This is a genomic window from Burkholderia sp. FL-7-2-10-S1-D7, from assembly GCF_001524185.1.
In the GTDB taxonomy this organism is placed as follows: Bacteria; Pseudomonadota; Gammaproteobacteria; order Burkholderiales; family Burkholderiaceae; genus Burkholderia; species Burkholderia diffusa.
This window is the reverse complement of sequence record NZ_LOWY01000100.1, coordinates 307,321-327,922: the sequence shown is the minus strand read 5'-3', so window position 1 is coordinate 327,922 and position 20,602 is coordinate 307,321. Positions and strand designations below refer to the sequence as shown.

At 66.5% G+C, this 20,602-nt stretch carries 19 protein-coding genes; 11 read left to right on the top strand and 8 right to left on the bottom strand.

Features of this window, described 5'->3' with window-relative positions; translation table 11 throughout:
* Positions 1 to 88: 88 nt before the first annotated feature.
* Positions 89 to 922 carry a helix-turn-helix transcriptional regulator gene (locus WS75_RS29595; RefSeq protein WP_059685986.1) on the bottom strand — a complete coding sequence of 278 codons (834 nt, stop codon included), beginning with the start codon at positions 920 to 922 and terminating at the stop codon, positions 89 to 91.
* A gap of 280 nt (positions 923 to 1,202) precedes the next feature.
* Here WS75_RS29595 and WS75_RS29590 point away from each other — a divergent pair, with 280 nt between their 5' ends.
* The gene (locus WS75_RS29590; RefSeq protein WP_059686385.1) at positions 1,203 to 2,108 is read left to right on the top strand and encodes a helix-turn-helix transcriptional regulator; all 906 of its coding nucleotides are present in this window, start codon (positions 1,203 to 1,205) and stop codon (positions 2,106 to 2,108) included.
* A gap of 52 nt (positions 2,109 to 2,160) precedes the next feature.
* On the opposite strand, the gene WS75_RS29585 is transcribed toward WS75_RS29590, so the two are convergent.
* Together WS75_RS29585 and WS75_RS34280 are read right to left on the bottom strand one after the other, a co-directional pair.
* Positions 2,161 to 3,807, bottom strand: coding sequence for an Nramp family divalent metal transporter (locus tag WS75_RS29585; protein WP_059685984.1), 1,647 nt, complete (start codon positions 3,805 to 3,807; stop codon positions 2,161 to 2,163).
* 105 nt (positions 3,808 to 3,912) lie between these two features.
* On the bottom strand, positions 3,913 to 4,050 hold the full coding sequence (locus tag WS75_RS34280) for a hypothetical protein (protein ID WP_179948964.1): 138 nt from the start codon (positions 4,048 to 4,050) through the stop codon (positions 3,913 to 3,915).
* Between the two features lie 1,066 nt (positions 4,051 to 5,116).
* Between WS75_RS34280 and WS75_RS29580 the strand changes: the two genes are divergently transcribed.
* Both WS75_RS29580 and WS75_RS29575 read left to right on the top strand, forming a co-directional pair.
* Entirely contained in the window at positions 5,117 to 5,386 is a 270-nt protein-coding gene (locus WS75_RS29580; protein ID WP_059686382.1) for a hypothetical protein, read from the top strand.
* 110 nt (positions 5,387 to 5,496) lie between these two features.
* Positions 5,497 to 6,990 carry a carbohydrate porin gene (locus WS75_RS29575; protein ID WP_059685983.1) on the top strand — a complete coding sequence of 498 codons (1,494 nt, stop codon included), beginning with the start codon at positions 5,497 to 5,499 and terminating at the stop codon, positions 6,988 to 6,990.
* 98 nt (positions 6,991 to 7,088) lie between these two features.
* Here WS75_RS29575 and treA read toward each other — a convergent pair whose 3' ends face one another.
* Entirely contained in the window at positions 7,089 to 8,804 is a 1,716-nt protein-coding gene (gene treA / locus WS75_RS29570) for an alpha,alpha-trehalase TreA (RefSeq protein ID WP_059685980.1), read from the bottom strand.
* A 331-nt stretch (positions 8,805 to 9,135) separates the two neighbouring features.
* Here treA and WS75_RS29560 point away from each other — a divergent pair, with 331 nt between their 5' ends.
* On the top strand, positions 9,136 to 10,524 hold the full coding sequence (locus tag WS75_RS29560; RefSeq protein WP_059685976.1) for an MFS transporter: 1,389 nt from the start codon (positions 9,136 to 9,138) through the stop codon (positions 10,522 to 10,524).
* Between the two features lie 343 nt (positions 10,525 to 10,867).
* Positions 10,868 to 12,079 (top strand): winged helix-turn-helix domain-containing protein, encoded by a 1,212-nt coding sequence (locus tag WS75_RS29555; protein ID WP_059685973.1) that lies wholly within the window; start codon positions 10,868 to 10,870, stop codon positions 12,077 to 12,079.
* A gap of 95 nt (positions 12,080 to 12,174) precedes the next feature.
* On the opposite strand, the gene WS75_RS29550 is transcribed toward WS75_RS29555, so the two are convergent.
* Together WS75_RS29550 and WS75_RS29545 are read right to left on the bottom strand one after the other, a co-directional pair.
* Complete coding sequence (locus tag WS75_RS29550) at positions 12,175 to 12,393, bottom strand: DUF1653 domain-containing protein (RefSeq protein WP_006751720.1); 219 nt, start codon at positions 12,391 to 12,393, stop codon at positions 12,175 to 12,177.
* A 55-nt stretch (positions 12,394 to 12,448) separates the two neighbouring features.
* On the bottom strand, positions 12,449 to 12,892 hold the full coding sequence (locus WS75_RS29545) for a GNAT family N-acetyltransferase (protein ID WP_059685971.1): 444 nt from the start codon (positions 12,890 to 12,892) through the stop codon (positions 12,449 to 12,451).
* A 202-nt stretch (positions 12,893 to 13,094) separates the two neighbouring features.
* On the opposite strand from WS75_RS29545, the gene WS75_RS29540 reads away from it, so the two are divergent.
* Positions 13,095 to 13,718 (top strand): HAD hydrolase-like protein, encoded by a 624-nt coding sequence (locus tag WS75_RS29540; RefSeq protein WP_059686380.1) that lies wholly within the window; start codon positions 13,095 to 13,097, stop codon positions 13,716 to 13,718.
* Positions 13,719 to 14,114: 396 nt separating this feature from the next.
* A complete protein-coding gene (locus WS75_RS29535) occupies positions 14,115 to 14,687 on the top strand; it encodes a DUF4142 domain-containing protein (RefSeq protein WP_059685969.1) in 573 nt (190 codons plus the stop codon).
* A gap of 110 nt (positions 14,688 to 14,797) precedes the next feature.
* Here the strand turns inward: WS75_RS29535 and WS75_RS29530 are convergent, their stop codons facing one another.
* Positions 14,798 to 15,397 (bottom strand): GNAT family N-acetyltransferase, encoded by a 600-nt coding sequence (locus WS75_RS29530; protein ID WP_059686378.1) that lies wholly within the window; start codon positions 15,395 to 15,397, stop codon positions 14,798 to 14,800.
* Positions 15,398 to 15,472: 75 nt separating this feature from the next.
* The gene (locus WS75_RS29525) at positions 15,473 to 16,387 is read right to left on the bottom strand and encodes a LysR family transcriptional regulator (protein WP_059600096.1); all 915 of its coding nucleotides are present in this window, start codon (positions 16,385 to 16,387) and stop codon (positions 15,473 to 15,475) included.
* 109 nt (positions 16,388 to 16,496) lie between these two features.
* Here WS75_RS29525 and lysA point away from each other — a divergent pair, with 109 nt between their 5' ends.
* The 4 genes from lysA to WS75_RS29505 all read left to right on the top strand — a co-directional run bounded on the left by lysA (position 16,497) and on the right by WS75_RS29505 (position 20,598).
* Entirely contained in the window at positions 16,497 to 17,735 is a 1,239-nt protein-coding gene (gene lysA / locus WS75_RS29520; protein ID WP_059685968.1) for a diaminopimelate decarboxylase, read from the top strand.
* A 550-nt stretch (positions 17,736 to 18,285) separates the two neighbouring features.
* Complete coding sequence (locus tag WS75_RS29515; protein WP_059685966.1) at positions 18,286 to 19,086, top strand: transporter substrate-binding domain-containing protein; 801 nt, start codon at positions 18,286 to 18,288, stop codon at positions 19,084 to 19,086.
* An 83-nt stretch (positions 19,087 to 19,169) separates the two neighbouring features.
* Positions 19,170 to 19,829: an amino acid ABC transporter permease gene (locus WS75_RS29510; protein ID WP_059600099.1), complete on the top strand. Its 660-nt coding sequence runs from the start codon at positions 19,170 to 19,172 to the stop codon at positions 19,827 to 19,829.
* A gap of 43 nt (positions 19,830 to 19,872) precedes the next feature.
* Positions 19,873 to 20,598, top strand: a complete 726-nt coding sequence (locus WS75_RS29505; protein ID WP_059685964.1) for an amino acid ABC transporter ATP-binding protein — start codon at positions 19,873 to 19,875, stop codon at positions 20,596 to 20,598.
* Positions 20,599 to 20,602: the final 4 nt, after the last annotated feature.

Genomic DNA, 20,602 nt, shown 5'->3' with positions numbered 1-20,602 from the left:
ATCCGACTACGAAACCCGGCGGCGCCTGCTCGCGCACATCGCCGGAACCGCTTCCATCGCGCGGCGGGCGCCGCGCGCGCAGGCAGGGTCAGGACTCCAGACGACGTGCGGCGAGATACGCGAGCTGCGCGCGATTCCGGACGTTGAAAAGTTTTTCGAGCGAACGGATATGGTGACCGACCTTGTGCAGCGACGTGCGCAGCGCGCTCGCGATCTCCTGGTCGGACAGCCCGCACACGAGGCGCTCGAGCACCTGCTGCTGCTCGTCGCCCAGCGCGAAGCCGCGCATGCGCGCGATGCGCGCCTCGAGAAACGGCAGCGCGACGCGATGCACGGCGAGGCTCACCGCCAAGGCGCCGCCGATCACGCGATCGTCGATCCACTCGGTACCGTGCGCTTCCGACGTCACGTTCACCGCGACGCGCAGGTCGAGCCGCGGCGCCGACAAGCTGAAGATCACGCCGCTGTTCATCGCATGCGCACGCAGATGGCCGGCCAGTGCGAGCACCTTGCGGTCGCCGCTGCCCTGCGCGGACGACTCGATCTCGTCGAGCCGCCACGCGACCGGAAAGCCGCTTTGCCGCACTTGCGCGAAACGCGGGTCGCTCTCGTAGAGCATGCCCTCGATATACGGCTGCACGAACGTCGCGGGCGCGAGGTCGCGCAGCAGATGCGCGCACAGAATGCGCCGCCCGATCATTTCATATGCGCCGTAACCGAGTGTGCTGAAACCGATTTGCCGCAATCGGGCATGGCATTGAGTGAAATCGACAGGAGCGAGGTCGGATTTACCGGGCGCGAATTGAATGCCGGTAAAAACGTCGCGCTCGATTGCATGAATTTCTTTTGAATAAGCAGCAGCGGCAGCGATATCGGCTTGCGAGAACCACTCGACGCGTGGCGCGTCGTCAGCATATGTCATGAGGAGCCCACCCTTTCCCAATATGTGAACCTGCCCCGTCACGATCTGGTCTTTTCTTTATGTTTTTCTGGTCTTCTCTATACCGGCGCGAATATGAACCTTTCGCCCGAATTAGTATTACGGCATATTACGCGCACACCGGCATTTTTGTACAATGCCCCCGCGTTTCGTCAGGATGACGATCGACGCATATCATAAGGATGCTCGATCGCATCGTCGCGAGTGCCGTCCACGATACGGCTGCCGCCACGCGATGCGCGTCGATTCCGAGGGATGGCTCATGTCCGATATTGCATTGCAAGAAGAAGCGGTCGCCCCAACGTTGTCCCGTTCGTCGCGGCGGACGGCCGCCTGCTCCGACGCGTCGAGAGAACGCCCGGTGCAGGTCGTCTGGTGCGACGACATCACGCGCGGCGACATCGCGCAGCCGCACGCGCCGAAGCTTGGCGTCGCCGATACGCTCGCGCACGCGCAGAGCACCGCGGAGCGCAACCGGATCGTCGCAAGCCTGCTGCACCTGACGGGCTTCTCGACGTTCGCGTATTTCGCGCTCGAATTCTCGCGAGAGCGCGTCGAAAGTCTCTACCTCCACGAGGCGTTCACGCCGGCCACCTATCGCGGCGACTACGTAAGGCACAACCATCACGACATCGATCCGCGCACGCTTGGCGCGCGCGTGTGCAACATGCCGATCGTGTGGGATCTGCAGCAGCTGCGCCGCGAACACCGCGAGCGCAACGACGCGCCGTGCGTGACGCCGGCGGCGCTCGACGGCTTCCTGCAGACGATGCAGGACGACGGCATGTGCAGCGGCATCATGTATTCGATGGCCGTGCCCGGCACGCGGCTGCACGCGTTCATGAGCTTCACCGCGCCGCGCCGCACGCGCGAGTGGATCACGCCGGCGACGATCGAGCAGGCGCTGTCGATCGGGCTGTCGGTGCACAAGTTCGCATCGCCGCAACTGATCGCGACGTCGCGCGAACGCGCGGTGAACGGGCTCACGCCGTTCGAACAGGAACTGCTGCTGGGCATCGCGGAAGGCGCGTCGGACAAGGAGATCGGCCGGCGCCTCGACACCAGCGCGCACAACGTCGACTATCACCTGCGCAAGCTGCGCAAGCGCTTCGGCGTCGCGAACCGCATCCAGCTCACGTACCTGACGTCGAAGCTCGAACTGATTTGACGCGCGCGACGAACCCGCGTATACGCACACCTGGCGACGACGCCGTACGGCACTACTTCAGCAGCGTCATCTGCACGACCTTGACGATCACGAGGCCGACCGCGATCGCCAGATAGCCGCGCATCACGGCCATCCAGACGCGCGTCGCGACCGTCATCTTCTGCGGCTCGAGAGAATCGAGCGGCGGCATGCGCCATGTTTCGCGCAGCGTGCGGTCGATGCCCGGGTCGACGACACGCTTGTTGCGGCGAATCAGCACCGTCGCGAGATAACCGGAAATCGCGAGCACGGTGCCGCCGATCAGCACGTCGACGATCGCTTCGCCGCTGATGTCCGGATACATCACCGATGCGGTCAGGATGATCGACAGCAGTACGAGCACCCAGATCACCGCGCCCGTGAACACGTTCAGCTTCGTGGAGTTGACCCACGGGCCGAGCACCTGGCGATCGTTGCAGAGCACGAGCAGGAACACGGTCGCGCTCGGCAGCAGCACACCGGCGAGCGTCTGCACCGCTTCGGTCAGCAGGCCGAGCGGGCTGCCGGGAATCAGCACGAGCGCGGCAGCCGCCGCGACGATGCCGAAGTAGACGAGATAGAAGCCCTTCGCATCCGACACGCCGCGATGCAGCGAATGACGGATCTTGAACACGTCGCCGATCGCGTACGCAGTCGACAGCGACACCGCCGCCGCACCGATGATGCACGCGTCGAGCAGCGCGACCGCGAACAGCGTCGCGCTCGTGCGGCCCGCATATTTCTCGAGGCCCGCGATCACGCCGCCCGCATCGGTGAAGCTGCCCGCTTCCGGATGACCGCCGAACAGCGCGGCACTGAAGCCGATCATCGCGACCGCGCCGATCAGCACGAACGCGATGCCGATCCACAGGTCGACCTTTTCATACTTCATGAAGCGCGGCGTGATGCGCTTGTCGATCACGTAGCTCTGCTGGAAGAACAGCTGCCATGGCGCGACCGTCGTGCCGACAATGCCGATCACGAGCAGCATCACGTCGGACAGCTTCGTGTGCGCGGGCCAGTTCGGCACGAAGAAATCGCGCGACATCTGCGCCACCGGCGGGTGGATCGACACGAGCACCGGCACGAGCAGCAGGCTCATCACGCACAGCACGATCGCGAACCGCTCGAAGCGCCTGAAGTCGCCGGTACTCACCGCCGCCATCGTCAACGCGGCCGCCACGCAGACTCCCGCAACCTTCGGGAGACCGAAGAAAGCCAGCACGAACGTAATGCCGATGAACTCGGTGACGATCGTCAGCGCATTGAGCAGGAACAGGTCGATTACGCTGAACGCGCCCCAGAACTTGCCGAAGCGCTCGAAGATCAGGCGCGCATGGCCGACGCCCGTGACCGCGCCGAGGCGCAGCACCATCTCCTGATTCACGTACAGCACCGGCACGAGCAGCAGCAGCGTCCACAGCAGCGTCGTGCCGTAGTTCTGGCCGGCCTGCGTATAGGTGCCGAATGCGCCGGCGTCGTTGTCGCCGACCATCACGATCAGGCCGGGGCCGATGATCGCGAGCAGCGTGCGCAGGCGCGCCCACCACGTGCCGCGCGCGGCGATGTCGTGATGCGCGATGGTGCCGAGCGCGCCGCGGATGTCGCCCAGATGGGCTTCGTCGAGCACGGCGCTGCGTTCGACGGCGATCGGTGGAGAGACGTTCGATGGCGTGGACATGATGAATTCCGTACGGCTGGTTTTTTTATCCGGCAAGCGTGTGGCCTTGGAATACGCGCGCAGAATGGGTCCGCGCGCGCATGCCGAGACACGCTCGGCGCTTCTTCAGCAGAACAACGATTTCAGCTGGTCAAGCAAACGTGAGAACACCCGCGGACGGGCGTCGAGCGTCAGCATCGCGTCGTAATGCGGACGCGATTCCGTGACGTGCGGGAGGTTCGACAGCAGAAGGCCGAAGTTCATGGTCTGGCTCCTGGCGGCAACGGCATGCGTGCCGGCCGCTTGGTGGGCGCGGGGCCAGTCCGGGGCCTGAACGGAGTGTCAGGCTAGTCGGCCGGCATGTCCCTGCGACCCGGGTTCAAAAGGGTCTGTTGATGCAACGGGCATAAGGGACAACTGTCACTGTCGTTCACGGCGGCTCCTTGTGCGATGTTCCGGAGAACACGGTTGACTGCCGTCAGGCGCGCTCCGCCGTTCGGGTGCATGCGAAACGCATGCGCGAACGCGGCCGCGCGCCGGGCGGCGGCAAAACCGGAAGGCGCATGCGAAAACGCATCACGCTAACCGGCGCGAATCAGGGTGCACGTAGGGAGTTGCTGCGGAATACTGCTGCGCGCACCGTTTGCCTGGACGACAAACGGCGGCTTCGATGAGGCGCGGACGTCGGTCGCTCAGGCGGAAATTTCGGTCGAAGATCGACTACTGCAAGCGTCCAAGGCGGCGGCCCCAAGAGTGAAGATGCCCGATTCTATTGACCGGCAGAAACGCAAGTCAACCCTCTGGCATGCGCTGCGGGGAATTTTTTTTCTGTCCCCTACACACTGAAAGATTCGCGCCCGGAATGGCGCGCCGCAACCTTTCAACGCGTCGCAGCGCGCGCGCCGCCGATGCGCGCGAGCAACAGTCGCCGCTGCCGCCGGCGGGCGGCCGTGGCGGGCATCGGCCTGCTTGCGGGGCGGCGACGCAGCCGATGCAATATGCGCAACACCGCTGCTTTTTTGCTTGCACCGCAGCAAAGCTCGCGACTACAATCCGCCCCAATTCATCAAGGGAGTCCCTTCGTGGACACATGCTCCAGTTGCAGTTCGATGCCGGTCCAGGCCGGCCAAGCCATCGCGAGATAGCAGCCAGACGCATGTCATTCGCCGCTAGCTCGCATTCGTCGGGTTAGCGCGCTTCCCCCGATGCCGGCATAGCCGGCTCGTCCGTCGCACGCTCCGTTACGTTCCAACCGCCGATCGCAGGTCGCGTCATGCACCCGCGCTCGATCACGTCGTCCGGCATGTGCCGGACCGGACGGAGAGTCGTCATGTTCTTTCAATCGTTCGCGGCCGGACTCAAGCGACGCGCACACGTCGCGTCCGACCGCTTGTTGGTTTCGGCCCTTTCGCCGCTCGTCCACGCGTTCGGCAACTGGCGCGGCAGCGCCCTCGCGCACCTGCCGGCGGCACCGCGCCCGCTCGACTGCGTGCTGATCGGTGCGATGGCCGCCGCCGTCGCGCTCGTCGCGCTGCTCTGCACGGCCGCGTCGCGCCTCGGCTTCGCACACGTATGGCGGATCGGCGGCTGGCTGCCGTAACCGGCGTGCGCCACGCGCGGCATGCCTGCGCGCCGCTGCCCGCACCGAGGCCATCGCTTCACGTTCCCGTTTCTTCAGTCCAAGCAAATCAATCAAACAACGGAGCCCGCATGAAAAATCGCTTCGAATCCGCACCGCGTACACCGCGCCTCGATGCGCTCGCCGCGTTGCTGCTGTCGCTCGCCGCCGCGCCCGCGTTCGCGCAATCGTCGTCGCCGGCCGCAGCGTCCGCCACGGCCGAGCCGGCGGCCGGCGTCAGCGACGCCGCCCCCGCACCGGCCGCCGATGCTGCCGCGCCGGCGCCCACCGGTTTCTGGGAGCGCTCGAACCTGCTCGGCAACATGGGCGGCCTGCGCGACGTGCTCGGCGATCACGGCATCACGCTGAACCTGCAGGAAACCAGCGAATACCTGTACAACGCCGCAGGCGGCACGCAACGCGGCGGTGCCTATCAGGGCGTCACGCAATTCGGCTTCAACGTCGATACGGAAAAGGCGATCGGATTGTCGGGCGGCACGTTCAACGTGTCGGCGCTGCAGATCCACGGCACCAACCTCACGCAGCGCTATTTGCAGACGCTGCAGACCGCGACCGGCATCGAGGCGAATTCGACCACGCGGCTGTGGGAACTCTGGTACCAGCAGGCGTTCCTCGCCGGCAAGGCCGACGTGCGGGTCGGCCAGCAGAGCGTCGACCAGGAATTCATGGTGAGCCAGTACGCGGCGACCTTCATGAACGCGACGTTCGGCTGGCCCGTGCTGCCGTCGACCGACCTGCCGTCCGGCGGCGCCGCGTATCCGCTGTCGTCGCTCGGCGTGCGGCTGCGCTTGAAGCCGGCCGACGCGTGGACCGCGATGGTCGGCGTGTTCGACGGCAACCCGGCCGGCCGCAGCGACGGCGACGCACAGGTGCTGAACGCGCACGGCACCAACTTCAACCTGCGCAGCGGCGCGTTCGTGATCGGCGAACTCCAGTACGCGCTGAACGCGCCGCCGGCCGATCCGAAGGCGCCGCAACCGCTCGGCCTGCCGGGCACGTACAAGCTCGGCTTCTGGTATCAGTCGCAGCACGCGAACGATCCGCGCGTCGGCACCGACGGGCTGTCGCTCGCGAATCCGGCCAGCAACGGAATCCCCGCCATGCATCGCGGCAACTACGGTTTCTATGCGGTCGCGGATCAGATGGTGTGGCGGCCGTCGGCGGACAGCCCGCGTTCGGTCGGCGTGTTCGCACGCGTGATGGGCGCGCCGGGCGATCGCAACGTCGTCGATTTCGCGGCGAATGCGGGCGTGACGCTCAAGGCGCCGTTCAAGGGCCGCGACGACGATACGGCGGGCATCGCGATCGGCTACGCGAAGATCGGCTCGCACGCACGTGCGCTCGACGGCGATACGGGCACGTATACGACGCCCGGCTATCCGGTGCGTCGCGCGGAAACGGTGATCGAGGCGACCTATCAGTACCAGGTCACACCGTGGTGGCAACTGCAGGCCGACCTGCAGCACTTCTTCCGGCCCGGCGGCGGCATCCCGAATCCGAACCAGGACGGCGCGCGCATCGGCGACGAAACGGTGGTCGGCGTACGCACGACGATCACGTTCTGACACCCGCGCATGCGACACGGGCCGGACTGCCGCTCGCGCGGCGATCCGGCCCGTGTCCGCTTACGTGCCTGCGTGCCCGCGTGCAACGCACGCGCCCGTCACTCGCCAACCAGGCCGAACAGTTTCAGCGTGACGCCGTTGGTCCAGCCGAAGCCGTCCTGCAACGGATATTCGCCGCCACCGCCACCGCCTGCGCCGGCCCCTTCGACCACGTACTTCTCGACGAGCTTGCCTTCGGTCGCATACACATGCTTCACGTCGGCCAGGAAGCGCGTGCCGATGTCCTTCGCGAGCGCCGGTTCATCGTAGCGGCGCAGCCCGTCGATCGCGATCCACTGCAACGGCGCCCAGCCATTCGGCGCGTCCCATTGCTGGCCGGTGTTCTCGGTCGTCGTCGCGAGGCCGCCCGGTTGCAGCAGCGTCTTGCGCACCTCGCGCGCGGTCGCCTTCGCGCGTTCGGGCCATGCGACACCCGCGAACAGCGGATACAGCGCGGCCGCCGTCACGCCGTCGCGCGGCTTGCGCAACTGCCAGTCGTAGTCGCCGTAATAACCGCGGCGATTCCACAGATAGTGGTTGATCGCCGCCGCGCGCCGCGCCGCCCGGCCGGAAAAATCCGCCACGCACGCGATGTCGCGCGTGACCGCGCAGCCCTTCACGATCGTCGTCTCGAGATGGAACATCAGGCTGTTCAGGTCGACCGGCACGATCGACGTCGTGCGGATCGTCGCAAGCGTCTTGCCGTCGCCGAACCAGCGCGAGCTGTAGTCCCAGCCGCTTTCGGCGCCCGCGCGCAGGTCGCGGTACACCTCGTTCGCGGGGCGATTCGGCACCGCCTTCGCGGTCGTCACGTCCTCGAGATACGACTCGTCGCGCGGCGTGTCGCTCGCGTCCCAGTAGCGGTTCAGCACCGCGCCGTCCGGCATCGCGACCACGTGGCGCGCCGCCTGCCCGCGCGGCGTCGTGGTTTCGCCCTGCATCCAGTACGCATGCTCCTTGCGCAGCGCCGGCAGATATTTCTGGTAGACCTTGTCGCCTTCGGCCTGCGCGGCGAGCGTGACCATGTAGGCGAAGAACGGCGGCTGCGATCGGCTCGCGTAGTACGTGCGATTGCCGTTCGGGATGTGGCCGATCGTGTCGATCAGATACGCGAAGTTGTCGAGCATGTCGTCGACGAGATCCTCGCGCCCCGACACCTGCAGCCCGAGCATCGTGAAATAGGTATCCCAGTAGTAGCCTTCGCGGAAGCGGCCGCCCGGCACCACGTACGGCTTCGGCATCGCGATCAGCGAGCCGTACGGCGGCACCGTCATGCTGGTGCGCGTGAGCTGCGGCCACAGCCAGTCGATGTGCTGGCGCAGCGTCTGGTTCGCGGGTGGCGTGACGCCGCCTTCCGGCGGCGGCGTGAAGTGCTGGTCGACGAACGCCTTCAGCGAGAAGCCCGGCTGCGACTTCTGTTGCTGATACAACTGTACGATCGTCGCCGGATCGGTGTCGGGCGTCGCGTCGACGAAGGTCTTCTGATCGGGATAGATTTGAGCCGTCTGCACCGCGACGAACAAGTCGCCGTAGAGCTGGCGAGGGGGCGGCAGCAGCGTGCCGGAAGCCGGGCTCGCGAGCGTCGCCGTGGCGGACGCGGCGGACTGGCTGGCCGCCTGCATCGAGGCTTGATTCGCGCTGTCGGCCTGCGCCGCGCAACCGGTGACGGCGAGGTAAGCAACGGCAAGGACGGCGGCCCAGCGCAGACGCGGCGCGGGAACGGACGGATGCGAGGCAGGATGCGATGCGGTCGATGCGGCACGACGTGACGTCATGACGTGTCCCCTCCTTTCGATGGTGAATGGTTCGGCAGGGGTCTCGTTCGCGCGTGCGCTCGTCTCGATGGCCGTCGATCGATGCGCGTCGTTGTATTACGCAGATGCGTTCCGACTGTCGCACGAAACGCGCATCGCACGCAAGTTTCGCGGCGGCCACGGCGAGCGCACGTCATGTGCCGAGTCACGAACCGCATCCGGCATCGCAGTCGTTCCTTCTTTCACGCGCGGTAACAAGAACGACTGTTGCAACATGCGGAACAACCCGTGTCCCGCGTGACGCAACGACCACATTGTGGGCATAATGGCGTCTTTACCGCGCGCCCTGCCCATGTCGCCCGTCTTTCTAGCACCGCTCATCGTTGCCTGTGCGTTGTTCATGGAAAGCGTCGACGCGAACATCATCGTCACCGCACTGCCCGCGATGGCGAGGGACTTCGGGCACAACCCCGTCACGCTGAACATTGCGATCACGGCCTACGTGGTCGGCCTCGGCGTATTCATCCCGATCTGCGGATGGCTTGCCGACCGCTTCAGCGCGCGCACCGTCTTCCGCACCGCGATCGGCATCTTCGTCGCCGGCTCACTGATGTGCGCGGCCTCCAACTCGCTCGGCGTGCTGACGTTCGCGCGCTTCGTGCAGGGCGTCGGCGGCGCGATGATGGTGCCGGTCGGCCGGATCATCATCTTCCGCGCGGTGCCGCGCTCCGATCTCGTGCGCGCGATGAACTACCTCGCGATTCCCGCGCTGTTCGGGCCAACGGTCGGGCCGCTCGTCGGCGGCTTCATCACGACCTACCTGCACTGGCGGATGATCTTCTTCATCAACGTGCCGATCGGCATCTACGGGATCTACCTCGCGAGCAAGCACATCGCGAACACGCACGAGGCCGATCCCGGCCCGCTCGACTGGTTCGGCTTCCTGCTGTCGGCAAGCGGCGCCGCACTGCTGCTGATGGGCCTCACGCTGATCGACGGCTCGCTCACGTCGCGCGGCAACGCGCTGCTGATGTGCGTGGCCGGCGCGGTGATGCTCGCGCTCTACGTGCCGTACGCGCGCCGCAAGGCGCGTCCGGTGCTCGACCTCAGTTTCCTGAAGATTCCGACCTATCACGCAAGCGTGGTCGGCGGGTCGCTGTTCCGCATCGGCCTCGGCGCGGTGCCGTTCCTGCTGCCGCTCGCGCTCCAGGAAGGCCTCGGGATGAGCGCGTTCCACTCCGGGCTGATCACCTGCGCATCCGCGCTCGGCGGCGCGGTGAGCCGCTCGACGGCCACTCATACGCTGCGCCGCTTCGGCTTTCGCACGGTGCTGATCTATAACGCCGCGTTCGCCGGGCTCGCGATCGCCGCCTACGGCGTGTTCCATCCGGGCATGGCGACCTGGGCGATCTGGACGATCGTCCTGGTCGGCGGCATCTTCCCCGCGCTGCAGTTCACGAGCCTGAATTCGATGATCTACGCGGATATTTCGCAGGCCGATGCAGGCCGCGCGACGAGCCTCGGCAGTGTCGTGCAGCAGATGTCGCTCGGGCTCGGCGTGACGGTCGCGGGCCTCGTGCTGCACGTGTCGCACTGGCTGCAGGGGCATCAGACGATGGTGTGGTCGGATTTCTGGCCCGCGTTCGTCGTGGTCGGGCTATGTTCGTTCGCGTCGATTCCGATCACGCGACGGCTGCCGCCCGGCGCCGGCGATGAAGTCGCGCGCGGCAAGCGGCAATAAACAGGCGGTCCGGGAAAGGGCTGGCAGCGGAACAACCGAAAAAACAAAAAAATCAGCGGACATCCACACGGGGCCGGTGCACAGCCGCATGGATGTCCGCTCAGGGCTCCGGTCTCTCATTGGGGGTAGAGAGTCCCGGATCTGCTTCCTGCGTGCCATGGACATATGTGCGTCGGAAGCCGAATCGTTGCGCGCACATTTCGTCGCGCCATGACTGCACTATAGGGAAAGTCGCGCCGCGCATCTGTCAACCATTGTCAGACGCGTTGCGTGCATGCGTCGCACACGTGCGCCGCTTTCGCGCTAAAGTGGTGCCCGACTGCCACCCTCAGCCGCCGTTCCGATGCTTACGCTCACGCCCGCCGCCGCCCGCGCGCTGCATCTCGCCGCGCAGGGCCTGCTGACCCCGCCCCGCCGCAAGGCCACCAAGGCCGATGTGCTCGACACGATCCACCGGATGGCGCAGTTGCAGATCGATACCATTCACGTCGTCGCGCGCAGCCCGTATCTCGTGCTGTTCAGCCGCCTCGGCGACTTCGCCCCGCAGTGGCTCGACGAACATCTCGCCGAGGCGCGCCTGTTCGAATACTGGTCGCACGAGGCGTGCTTCCTGCCGGTCGAGCAATTCGGGCTGATGCGCTACAAGATGCTCGATCCGTCGGGAATGGGCTGGAAATATGCGGCCGAATGGCACGAGAAAAATCGCGCGGACATCGACCGCATGCTCGCGCGAATTCGCGACGAAGGCCCGGTGCGGTCGGCGGATTTCATTCGCGAAGACGGCGCGAAGGGCAACGGATGGTGGGACCGCAAGCCCGAGAAAAAGCACCTGGAGGTACTGTTCACCACCGGCGACCTGATGGTGTCGGAACGCCGCAACTTTCAGCGGATCTACGACGTGCGCGAGCGCGTGCTGCCCGGCTGGGACGATGCACGCGACCTGCCGCCGCGCGACGCGGTGCTGCCCGCGCTGCTCGACTACACATGCCGCGCGCTCGGCATCGTGCGCGCGGACTGGGTGGCCGATTACTACCGGCTGCCGCGCCGTTCGTACCGCGCGGAGCTCGAGCGGCTCGCGGATGCGGGCGAGCTGATTCCAGTGGAGATCGCGGACTGGAAGGAGCCGGCCTACGTGCATCGCTCGCTCGAAGCGCTGCTGCCGGCCGCCGCGGCCGATACGCTGCGCTCGACCGTCACGACGCTGCTGTCGCCGTTCGATCCGGTGGTGTGGGACCGGCGGCGCGCGTCGACGCTATTCGGGTTCGACTACACGATCGAGTGCTATACGCCCGCGCACAAGCGGCGCTACGGCTATTTCTGCCTGCCGGTGCTGCATCGCGGCCGGCTGATCGGGCGTGTCGACGCGAAAGCGCATCGCGCGCTCGGCACGTTCGAATTGAAGGCGGTGCATGTCGAGCCGGGCGTGCGGTTCGGCACGGGGCTCGCGGCCGACGTCGCGAAGGCCGTGAAACGGCTGGCGGCGTGGCACGGCACGCCGGAGGTGACGGTCGCGCACGCGCCGCCCGAATTGTCGAAGGCGCTGGCCGGCGCATAAGGCCGGCGGAGCCACGCCGCGCGACGGGCAACAGCGACGGGCGCGCCGCTTGCGATTGCGCGGCGGCGCGCCCGTCTCACTCCGCCTGCCGCGACTCAGTCGCGCAGTTTTCGAAAACGCGGGGTGCCGTCCGGCAGGTTCTCGTTGAACATCGCTTCCGGCCGCACCCACAAGCCGCGCGCATGCGGCCACAGATGCTCGTACACCACCACCGATTCCTCGGTTTCGGAATGACGGGCGACGCCGATGTAGCGATACAGCCCGCCCTTGTAGTGGCGATGCGTGGCGAGTTGTTCGGCTTCCTGTTCGGTCATGATCTGCTTCCCTTCGGCAAAAACGAAAGCGCGTATTGTAGGCGCTCGCCGCGCGTCAGCGTTTCGCGTAGATGTCGGGGCGGCGAATCTCCATCAGCCGCTCGGGATTCGCGGACGGCCCGAAGCCGACCGGCCGGTACAGTTCGTGCGCGTCGGTCGTCACGAGCATGATGCGGCGCAGGCTGCGCACCATCGGCTGAGCGAATACGTGGTCGATCAGCGCGCGGCCATAGCCGTTGCCGCGGTCGGCCGGCAATACGAAGACGTCGCACAGGTACGCGAACGTCGCGTGGTCGGTCACGAGCCGAGCGAACCCGACGAGCCGGTCGCCCACATACGCGCCGAAGCACAGCGATCCGTCGATCGCACGCTCGACGACGTCGCGCGGAATGCCCTGCGACCAGTACGCGTCCCGGTGCAGGAAATCGAAGATCGCGTCGATGTCGAGTTCGCGCTTGTCGGTGGAAAATCTCAGCGTGGCGGGCGTGGCTGCGGGCACGTCGGCTCTCCGTTCGGGTCGGGGGCGGAGCAGCAACGATAGCGCGACTCGACCCGCCGAAGCAACCGAACACCGCGCGACGCTCTCCGGCGTCTGCCCGACCGTCTCGTCTCGCCTCGCCACGGGCGCCATCGATCGCACGGGCCACGCGGTTCGATTCGGTGATATCGTCACCGGCTCAATGAACTCGCCGCATCGCTTCATGCCCTATCGACTCATCGCGTTCGACTTCGACGGCACGCTCGCCGATTCGCTCGACTGCTTTCTCGCGGCGCTGACCGAAGCGTCGCGCATGCACGGCTTTCGCGACGCGACACCCGATCTTCGCCCGGCGCTACGCGGCATGTCGGCGCGCGAGATCATTCGCGCGCTCGAGGTGCCGATGTGGAAAGTGCCGCGCGTGACGCTCGACATGCGCCGGCTGATGCGGCCACGCATCGCGCACGTGAAGCTGTTCCCGGGTGTCGACGCGACCTTCGACGCGCTCGTCGCGCGCGGCATCCGCATCGCGATCGCGACGTCGAATAGCGAGGACATCGTGCGCGACCGGCTCGGCCCGCATGCGAGCCGATGCGTCGACACGTTCGCGTGCGGCATTCCGCTGTTCGGCAAGGCACGTCGGCTGCGCGCGCTCGTGCGCGAAGCGGGCATGCAGCCCGACGACGTGCTGTATGTCGGCGACGAAATCCGCGACGCCGAAGCGGCTCGCCGCGCGCGGATCGCCTTCCAGGGTGTCTCGTGGGGTTATACGGCCGCCGATGCGTTGCAGGCGCATTGCGCGACGCCATTGCTGCCGCATCTCGACGCCTTGCTCGACCGCGTGTGAGGACGCAGCGCGAATCGCGCGTTCGATTCGACGGATCGCGAAGCAACCGACGCGCGCTGCCCGCGAGACGATGAAACGCCGATGACACGCGCTCACATCGCAGCCATTGCGTGCACGCCGCGCACGCAAAAATTTCCGCCACGATGCGCGCGACAAGTACGCTCTACCGGCCCGCACGCACACACATCGATTCGTCTTACCAACCGTTACACAAACCACAGCGCGGTTGCACCTGCTATCCGAGCGCTCTCCTAGAATCAGTCGGGCCGGGAAACACTTCGAACGCCGCCGCGGCAGAGCGGCCACCGAGTCCGGCCCGGGCGCGCCCGGTCTCTCGCACAGCTGCGGATCGCCCGATCCGCCCGTTAATCAGAGCCCCGATAGAAAGGAGGTCCCATGAACCGCTTTCCCCAAGTCTCGCGCCTTGCATTGTCTGCCGCTGGCCTGCTTCTCGTCGCCGTGACCGCGACCGCGCAAACCGCGCAACCGGCGCCGTCCGCACCGGCCGCCGCGACGCAAACGCGCATCCACGAAGCCGACCAGACTTTCATCAACGACGGCACGAAAACCGTGTCGACGCAGCACGATGCCGCACGCATCGCCAATTCGCGCACGTCGGACAGCCAGGTGAAGGCGTTCGCGCAGCGCGTGTCGACCGACGATGAGAAGATCATCCAGGCGATGCGCGCGGCCAGCCCGCGCGGCATCGACGTGCCGGCCAACGATCCCGACACGGCCGTGCTGGACGGCATCAAGAACCTGCGCGGCGCGGAATTCGACAAGGCATACATCGAGCAGGTCGCGCTCGCCGGCCAGCAAAAGACGATCTCGGCATTCCAGGCTGAAATCGCCTCGGGCCGCGACACGAAGCTGAAGGAAGTCGCACGCCAGGCGCTGCCGATGCTGCAGGCGCACTACGCGGACGCGCAGAAGCTCGCGCAGCGTCACCACCTCGCATCGGCACAGTAACGCGATGCTCCACCGCGCATCGCGCGCGGTGCCCCCTTTTCCCCGCTTCCCCGCTCGTCGCGTCGCCGCCCCCTTTCGGCGGCGCGACGCCGGCGCCCCCCCGGTTCGCGTTACGTCGCGAGCTTCGCCCGCAACCGCTCGCTCACGTCCGGCCATTCGTCGTCGATGATGCTGAAGCGCACCGAATTGCGCTTGCGGCCGTCGGGCATGATCCGCTCGTGACGCACGATCCCTTCCTGCTTCGCGCCGAGCCGCAGAATCGCCGCGCGTGACTTCTCGTTCAGTTCATCGGTCGTGAACTGCACGCGCACGCAGTGCAGCGTGTCGAACGCGTACGCGAGCAGCAGCCATTTCGCCTCGGTATTCGCACGCGTGCGCTGCGCCGATTCGCTCAGCCACGTGTGACCGATCTCGAGCTTGCGATTGTTGCGGTCGATCTTCCAGAAACGCGTGCTGCCGATCGCGCGGCCCGACGCGCGATCGACGATCACGAACGGCATCACGGTGCCGGCCGCGCGACCTTGCAGCGCCGTGTCGATATAGGCGTCGACCGTGTCCTCGCCCGGCACGACCGTGACCTTCAGGTCCCACAGCCGACCGTCCGCCGCCGCATCGAGCAACGCTTGCCGGTCGGATGCCTCGAGGGGCCGTAGTACGATGCGCTCGCCGGTGAGCGTCGGTTGTTCGAGGGAGGATGAAGCGTCCGTCATGTCCGGTTCCGTTTCCATGAAGATGACGCGGAGGATGACCCGCCGCGCAGAGAAACGCCCATCATACTGCCGGCGTCAGCCGGGCAGCGCGGCGAGCCGCTGGCGAATCGCGTGCGCTTCGCCGCGCAGCGCGTCGGCGAATGCGTCGACGAGCAGGCTCTTCGGCCGGTGCTCGGGCACGATCACGCTGACGCGGTACGGAAACGAGCGCGTGAGCGGCCGCACGTGCAGGTCGCGCCCGACGAAATCGAGCGCGGTCAGCGGGTTGACGATCGCGGCGCCGAGCCCCTGCCGCACGAATGCGCACACCGACACGGCCGACGGCGTCTCGACGATCGAACGCGGCGCCACGCCGAGCTGCGCGAACGCCTCGTCGATCAGGATCCGGTACGGGTCGTTCAGCGACAGGCTCACGAACGGGCGATCGGCGAGATCCGCGAGATCGATCGCGCGTTGCGCGAGCAGCGGATGGCCGTCGGGCAGCACGCATACCTCGTCGACTTCGAGCAACGGCGTGAGGACCGTGCCGGCCGGCGCGATGTCGTGTTCGGTCAGCCCGAGATCGTAGCGCTGCGCGGTCAGCCACTCCTCGAGCACCGGTGACTCCTGCGTCGCGACCGACACGCTCACGCCCGCATGCGCGTCATGGAAACGCCGGCAGGCGCCGGGCAGGATCGCGTGCGAAAACGCCGGCAGCGCGATCACCGACAACTGCCCGTCGCGAAACTCGCGCAGCCGCGCGGCCGTCGCCGCGACGCGCTCGAGCCCCACATACGCGAGCCGCACGTCGTCGAACAGCGTGAGCGCGGCCATCGTCGGCCGCAGCCGCCCGTGCGAGCGCTCGAACAGCGCGAAGCCGATCACCTGCTCCATGCGCGCGAGCTCGCGGCTGATCGTCGGCTGCGACGTATAGAGCATCTCGGCCGCACGCGTCGTGCTGCCGGTGACCATCAGCGCGCGGAAGACCTCGATGTGCCGGTGTGTGAGCATGAGGACTTATATCCAAAATGAATAGAATCTAGAAAAACAGGCATTTTACTGTATAGACGTTCAGGCGCATCATTCACGCTATCCGTTCATTCGACCCGATTCCTTCGCCATGTCCCTCGATTCCCGCCAGCTCGCGGCGCTCGCGCAGCAATACGGCACTCCGCTGTGGGTGTACGACGCCGACGTCATCCGCGACCGCATCGCCCAACTGCGCCAGTTCGACGTGATCCGCTATGCGCAGAAGGCGAACTCGAACCTGCATATCCTGAAGCTGATGCGCGACGAAGGTGCGTGCGTCGACGCCGTGTCGCTCGGCGAAATCGAGCGCAGCCTCGCGGCCGGGTTCAGTCCTGCGGGCGAACCGGAAGGCGTCGTGTTCACGGCCGACCTGATCGACCGCCCGACGCTCGCGGCCGTGCTGAAGCACGGCGTGACCGTGAACGCCGGCTCGCTCGACATGCTCGCGCGCGTCGGCGAGCATGCGCCCGGCCACCGCGTATGGCTGCGCGTGAACCCGGGCTTCGGCCACGGCCACAGCAACAAGACCAACACCGGCGGTCCGCAGAGCAAGCACGGCATCTGGATCGACGACGTGCCGCGCGCGATCGAGATCGTGCGCCAGTACGGGCTGAAGCTGGTCGGCATCCACATGCATATCGGCTCGGGCGTCGACTACGGCCATCTGTCGCAGGTGTGCGACGCGATGGTCGAGCTCGTCACGTCGCTCGGCCACGACATCGAAGCCATCTCCGCCGGCGGCGGGCTGTCGATTCCGTATCGCGACGGCGAGCCGCGCGTCGACGTCGGTCACTACTTCAGCCAGTGGGACGCCGCGCGCAAGCGGATCGAACGGCATCTCGGCCACGCGGTGCGCATCGAGATCGAACCGGGCCGCTTCCTCGTCGCGGAAGCCGGCACGCTCGTCACCGAAGTGCAGGCCGTGAACCGCCGGCCGAAGCACGACTTCGTGCTGATCGACGCGGGCTTCAACGACCTGATGCGTCCGTCGATGTACGGCAGCTACCACGCGGTGTCCGTGCACACGCACGACGGCGCGCTGCCTGACGGCCGGCCGCTCGTCGACATCGCGATCGCAGGGCCGCTGTGCGAGTCGGGCGACGTGTTCACGCAGGACGCGGGCGGCGTGGTCACGCACCGCAAGCTCGCGCAACCGCAGATCGGCGACCTGCTGTTCCTGCACGATGCGGGCGCATACGGCGCATCGATGTCCTCGAACTACAACAGCCGGCCGCTCGCGCCGGAAGTGCTCGTCGATCGCGGCACGCCGCGGCTGATCCGCCGCCGGCAGACGATCGACGAACTGCTTGCGCTCGAAACGTTCGAGTAAAACGCGCCTTCGCGCCGCGTTCAACGCGGCGGACGCCAACGGTCAGGCTTGCCACTACCGGCATGCCTGGCCGTTCTGCTTTTCATCGATCGTTTCGGGCGCAACCACTCGACCGCGCCGTAGCACCCGATGCTGCGCACCCCGTACAACCGCAGCAGATCGCATGCAACGTGCTTCACGCATGGAGAAAAACTTTCCACGCCGCGTGGAAAGTCCCTGCATTTTTGGAAGCACTTTCCTTTTTGACAAAACTAAGATTGCCCTCAGTCGTTCAGCATTTGCGTCACCGGACACGCATCGACGATGCAGCCGGTCTACCCCACTCGCAAGCCGCACGGGCACTCATGAACACGATGCTTGAACTCTTCGCCGCGCAACGCTACGCCACCGTGCGCGAACGCATGCCGTAACGCCTCGCGGCACACGGCTCGCGCCGTCTCTCGCCGCCCTGTTTCCCGCTTCCCGCCCACGGCGACGCCGCCCGTCGCCGCGGACGCGCTCACCCTGAATTTTCGACAACGACGTTTCGACAACAACCCCGGAGACAACCATGAAGCCCTTCACCCCGACGCTCAAGCAAGGCCTCGCCGCCGCCCTCCTCTGCGTGGCGGCCACCGCATCGCACGCGGCGGACCTGCTCGACACCGTCAAGCAGGCCGGCGTGCTGAAGATCGCGCTCGAAGGCACCTACCCGCCGTTCGACTACCGCAATGCCGAAGGACAACTCGAAGGGTTCGACGTCGACGTCGCGAAGGCGGTCGCCGCACGGCTCGGCGTGAAGCCGCAGTTCGTCACGACCGAATGGAGCGGGATTCTCGCCGGGCTGCAGGCCGGCAAGTTCGACGTGATCGTCAACCAGGTCGCGATCACGCCGTCGCGCCAGCAGGCGCTCGACTTCAGCACGCCGTACGTGTATTCCTCCGCGCAGCTGCTGCAGCGCCAGAACGACACGCGTGCGTTCAAGTCGCTCGACGAGCTGAAGGGCAAGAAGGTCGGCGTGACGATGGGCAGCAACTACGTCGATCTCGTGAAGACCGTGCCCGCGATCGATCTGCAGGTCTATCCGGGTACACCGGAAAACCTGCGCGACCTCGCGGCGGGGCGTATCGACGCGGCGGTCAACGACCGCCTGATGCTGAGCTATCTGATCAAGAACTCGCACCTGCCGCTACGCCCCGGTTCCGTGCTCGCCGGCGGCGAGGACCGGATGGGGATCCCGTTCCGCAAGGGCAACCCGAAGTTCGCGAAGGCGATCGACGACGCGGTCGCGTCGCTGCAGCAGGACGGCACGCTGAAGAAAATCTCGATGCAGTGGTTCGGCTCGGACACGACGAAACCGATCGCGCAATAACGCAGCCGTCACGCGGCCGCGCACACGCTCGCGCGGGCCGGCCGCCACCCCGGCGCACACGACACACAATCAGGAGACACGCGATGGAAGCACTCGATCTGGTCATTCAAACCCTGCCCGTGATGGTGAAGGGCGCGCTGCTCACGCTGAAGTTCGCGGTGGCGTCGATGGCCCTCGGCCTCGTCGTCGGGCTCGTGGTCGCGATCATGCGGATCGGCAGCAACCGGCTCGCGTCCGGTCTCGCGCAGGGCTACGTCAGCCTGATGCGCGGCACGCCGCTGCTCGTGCAGATGTTCGTCGTCTACTACGGGCTGCCCGATCTCGGCATCACGCTCGATCCGACGACGGCTGGCATCTTCACGCTGACGCTCAACGCCGGCGCTTACCTGTCGGAAAGCATGCGCGGCGCGATCCTCGGCATCGGCCGCGGACAATGGGCGGCCGCGCACAGCCTCGGCCTCACGCACGTGCAGACGCTGCGCTACATCGTCTGCCCGCAGGCGTTGCGCCTCGCGGTGCCGAGCCTCGGCAACACGCTGATCAGCCTGATCAAGGACACGTCGCTCGTGTCCGTCATCACCGTCACCGAGCTGCTGCGCTCGACGCAGGAAGTGATCGCCGCGACGTTCCAGCCGCTGCCGCTCTACCTCGCGGCGGCCGCGATCTACTGGGTGCTGAGCACGCTGCTCACGCGGCTGCAGGGCCGCGTCGAGACGCGCCTCTCGCTGCCGTCCACGCATTGAGCATGCGCACCTCGTTCAACCCGAACCTCAACCACGGACAACCATGATTACGCTCGACAACGTTTCCAAGTGGTATGGCAAGCATCAGGTCCTTTCCGAATGCAGCGCGACGGTATCGAAAGGCGAAGTGGTCGTCGTCTGCGGGCCGTCGGGCTCCGGCAAGTCGACGCTGATCAAGACGATCAACGGCCTCGAGCCGTTCCAGAAAGGCAGCATCGTCGTCGACGGCATGCGGCTCGGCGATCCCGCCGCGAAACTCGCGCAACTGCGCGCACGCGTCGGCATGGTGTTCCAGCATTTCGAGCTGTTCCCGCACCTGTCGATCACCGACAACCTGACGCTCGCGCAGGTCAAGGTGCTCGGCCGTCGCAAGGACGAAGCGATCGAGAACGCGATGAAGCTGCTCGATCGCGTCGGCCTGAGGGCGCACGCGCACAAGTATCCGGGGCAATTGTCGGGCGGGCAGCAGCAACGCGTCGCGATTGCACGCGCGCTGTCGATGAACCCCGTCGCGATGCTGTTCGACGAACCGACCTCCGCGCTCGATCCCGAGATGATCAACGAAGTGCTCGACGTGATGGTCGAGCTCGCGCGCGACGGCATGACGATGGTGTGCGTCACGCACGAGATGGGCTTCGCGAGGAAGGTCGCGCATCGCGTGATCTTCATGGATCAGGGCGCGGTGGTCGAGGATGCGGCGAGCGAAGCATTCTTCGCCGCGCCGCGCTCCGAACGCGCGCGCGACTTCCTCGACAAGATCCTGCACTGACCGC

Bases quoted from the DNA above. Each gene is read 5' to 3' on its own strand.
- WS75_RS29575 (WP_059685983.1), top strand. From the start codon at position 5,497: ATGAAAAATCGCTTCGAATCCGCACCGCGTACACCGCGCCTCGATGCG.
- treA (WP_059685980.1), bottom strand. From the start codon at position 8,804: ATGACGTCACGTCGTGCCGCATCGACCGCATCGCATCCTGCCTCGCAT.
- WS75_RS29510 (WP_059600099.1), top strand. From the start codon at position 19,170: ATGGAAGCACTCGATCTGGTCATTCAAACCCTGCCCGTGATGGTGAAG.
- WS75_RS34280 (WP_179948964.1), bottom strand. From the start codon at position 4,050: ATGAACTTCGGCCTTCTGCTGTCGAACCTCCCGCACGTCACGGAATCG.
- WS75_RS29535 (WP_059685969.1), top strand. From the start codon at position 14,115: ATGAACCGCTTTCCCCAAGTCTCGCGCCTTGCATTGTCTGCCGCTGGC.
- WS75_RS29560 (WP_059685976.1), top strand. From the start codon at position 9,136: ATGTCGCCCGTCTTTCTAGCACCGCTCATCGTTGCCTGTGCGTTGTTC.
- WS75_RS29555 (WP_059685973.1), top strand. From the start codon at position 10,868: ATGCTTACGCTCACGCCCGCCGCCGCCCGCGCGCTGCATCTCGCCGCG.
- lysA (WP_059685968.1), top strand. From the start codon at position 16,497: ATGTCCCTCGATTCCCGCCAGCTCGCGGCGCTCGCGCAGCAATACGGC.
- WS75_RS29550 (WP_006751720.1), bottom strand. From the start codon at position 12,393: ATGACCGAACAGGAAGCCGAACAACTCGCCACGCATCGCCACTACAAG.
- WS75_RS29595 (WP_059685986.1), bottom strand. From the start codon at position 922: ATGACATATGCTGACGACGCGCCACGCGTCGAGTGGTTCTCGCAAGCC.
- WS75_RS29515 (WP_059685966.1), top strand. From the start codon at position 18,286: ATGAAGCCCTTCACCCCGACGCTCAAGCAAGGCCTCGCCGCCGCCCTC.
- WS75_RS29580 (WP_059686382.1), top strand. From the start codon at position 5,117: ATGTTCTTTCAATCGTTCGCGGCCGGACTCAAGCGACGCGCACACGTC.
- WS75_RS29505 (WP_059685964.1), top strand. From the start codon at position 19,873: ATGATTACGCTCGACAACGTTTCCAAGTGGTATGGCAAGCATCAGGTC.
- WS75_RS29525 (WP_059600096.1), bottom strand. From the start codon at position 16,387: ATGCTCACACACCGGCACATCGAGGTCTTCCGCGCGCTGATGGTCACC.
- WS75_RS29540 (WP_059686380.1), top strand. From the start codon at position 13,095: ATGCCCTATCGACTCATCGCGTTCGACTTCGACGGCACGCTCGCCGAT.
- WS75_RS29585 (WP_059685984.1), bottom strand. From the start codon at position 3,807: ATGTCCACGCCATCGAACGTCTCTCCACCGATCGCCGTCGAACGCAGC.
- WS75_RS29590 (WP_059686385.1), top strand. From the start codon at position 1,203: ATGTCCGATATTGCATTGCAAGAAGAAGCGGTCGCCCCAACGTTGTCC.
- WS75_RS29530 (WP_059686378.1), bottom strand. From the start codon at position 15,397: ATGACGGACGCTTCATCCTCCCTCGAACAACCGACGCTCACCGGCGAG.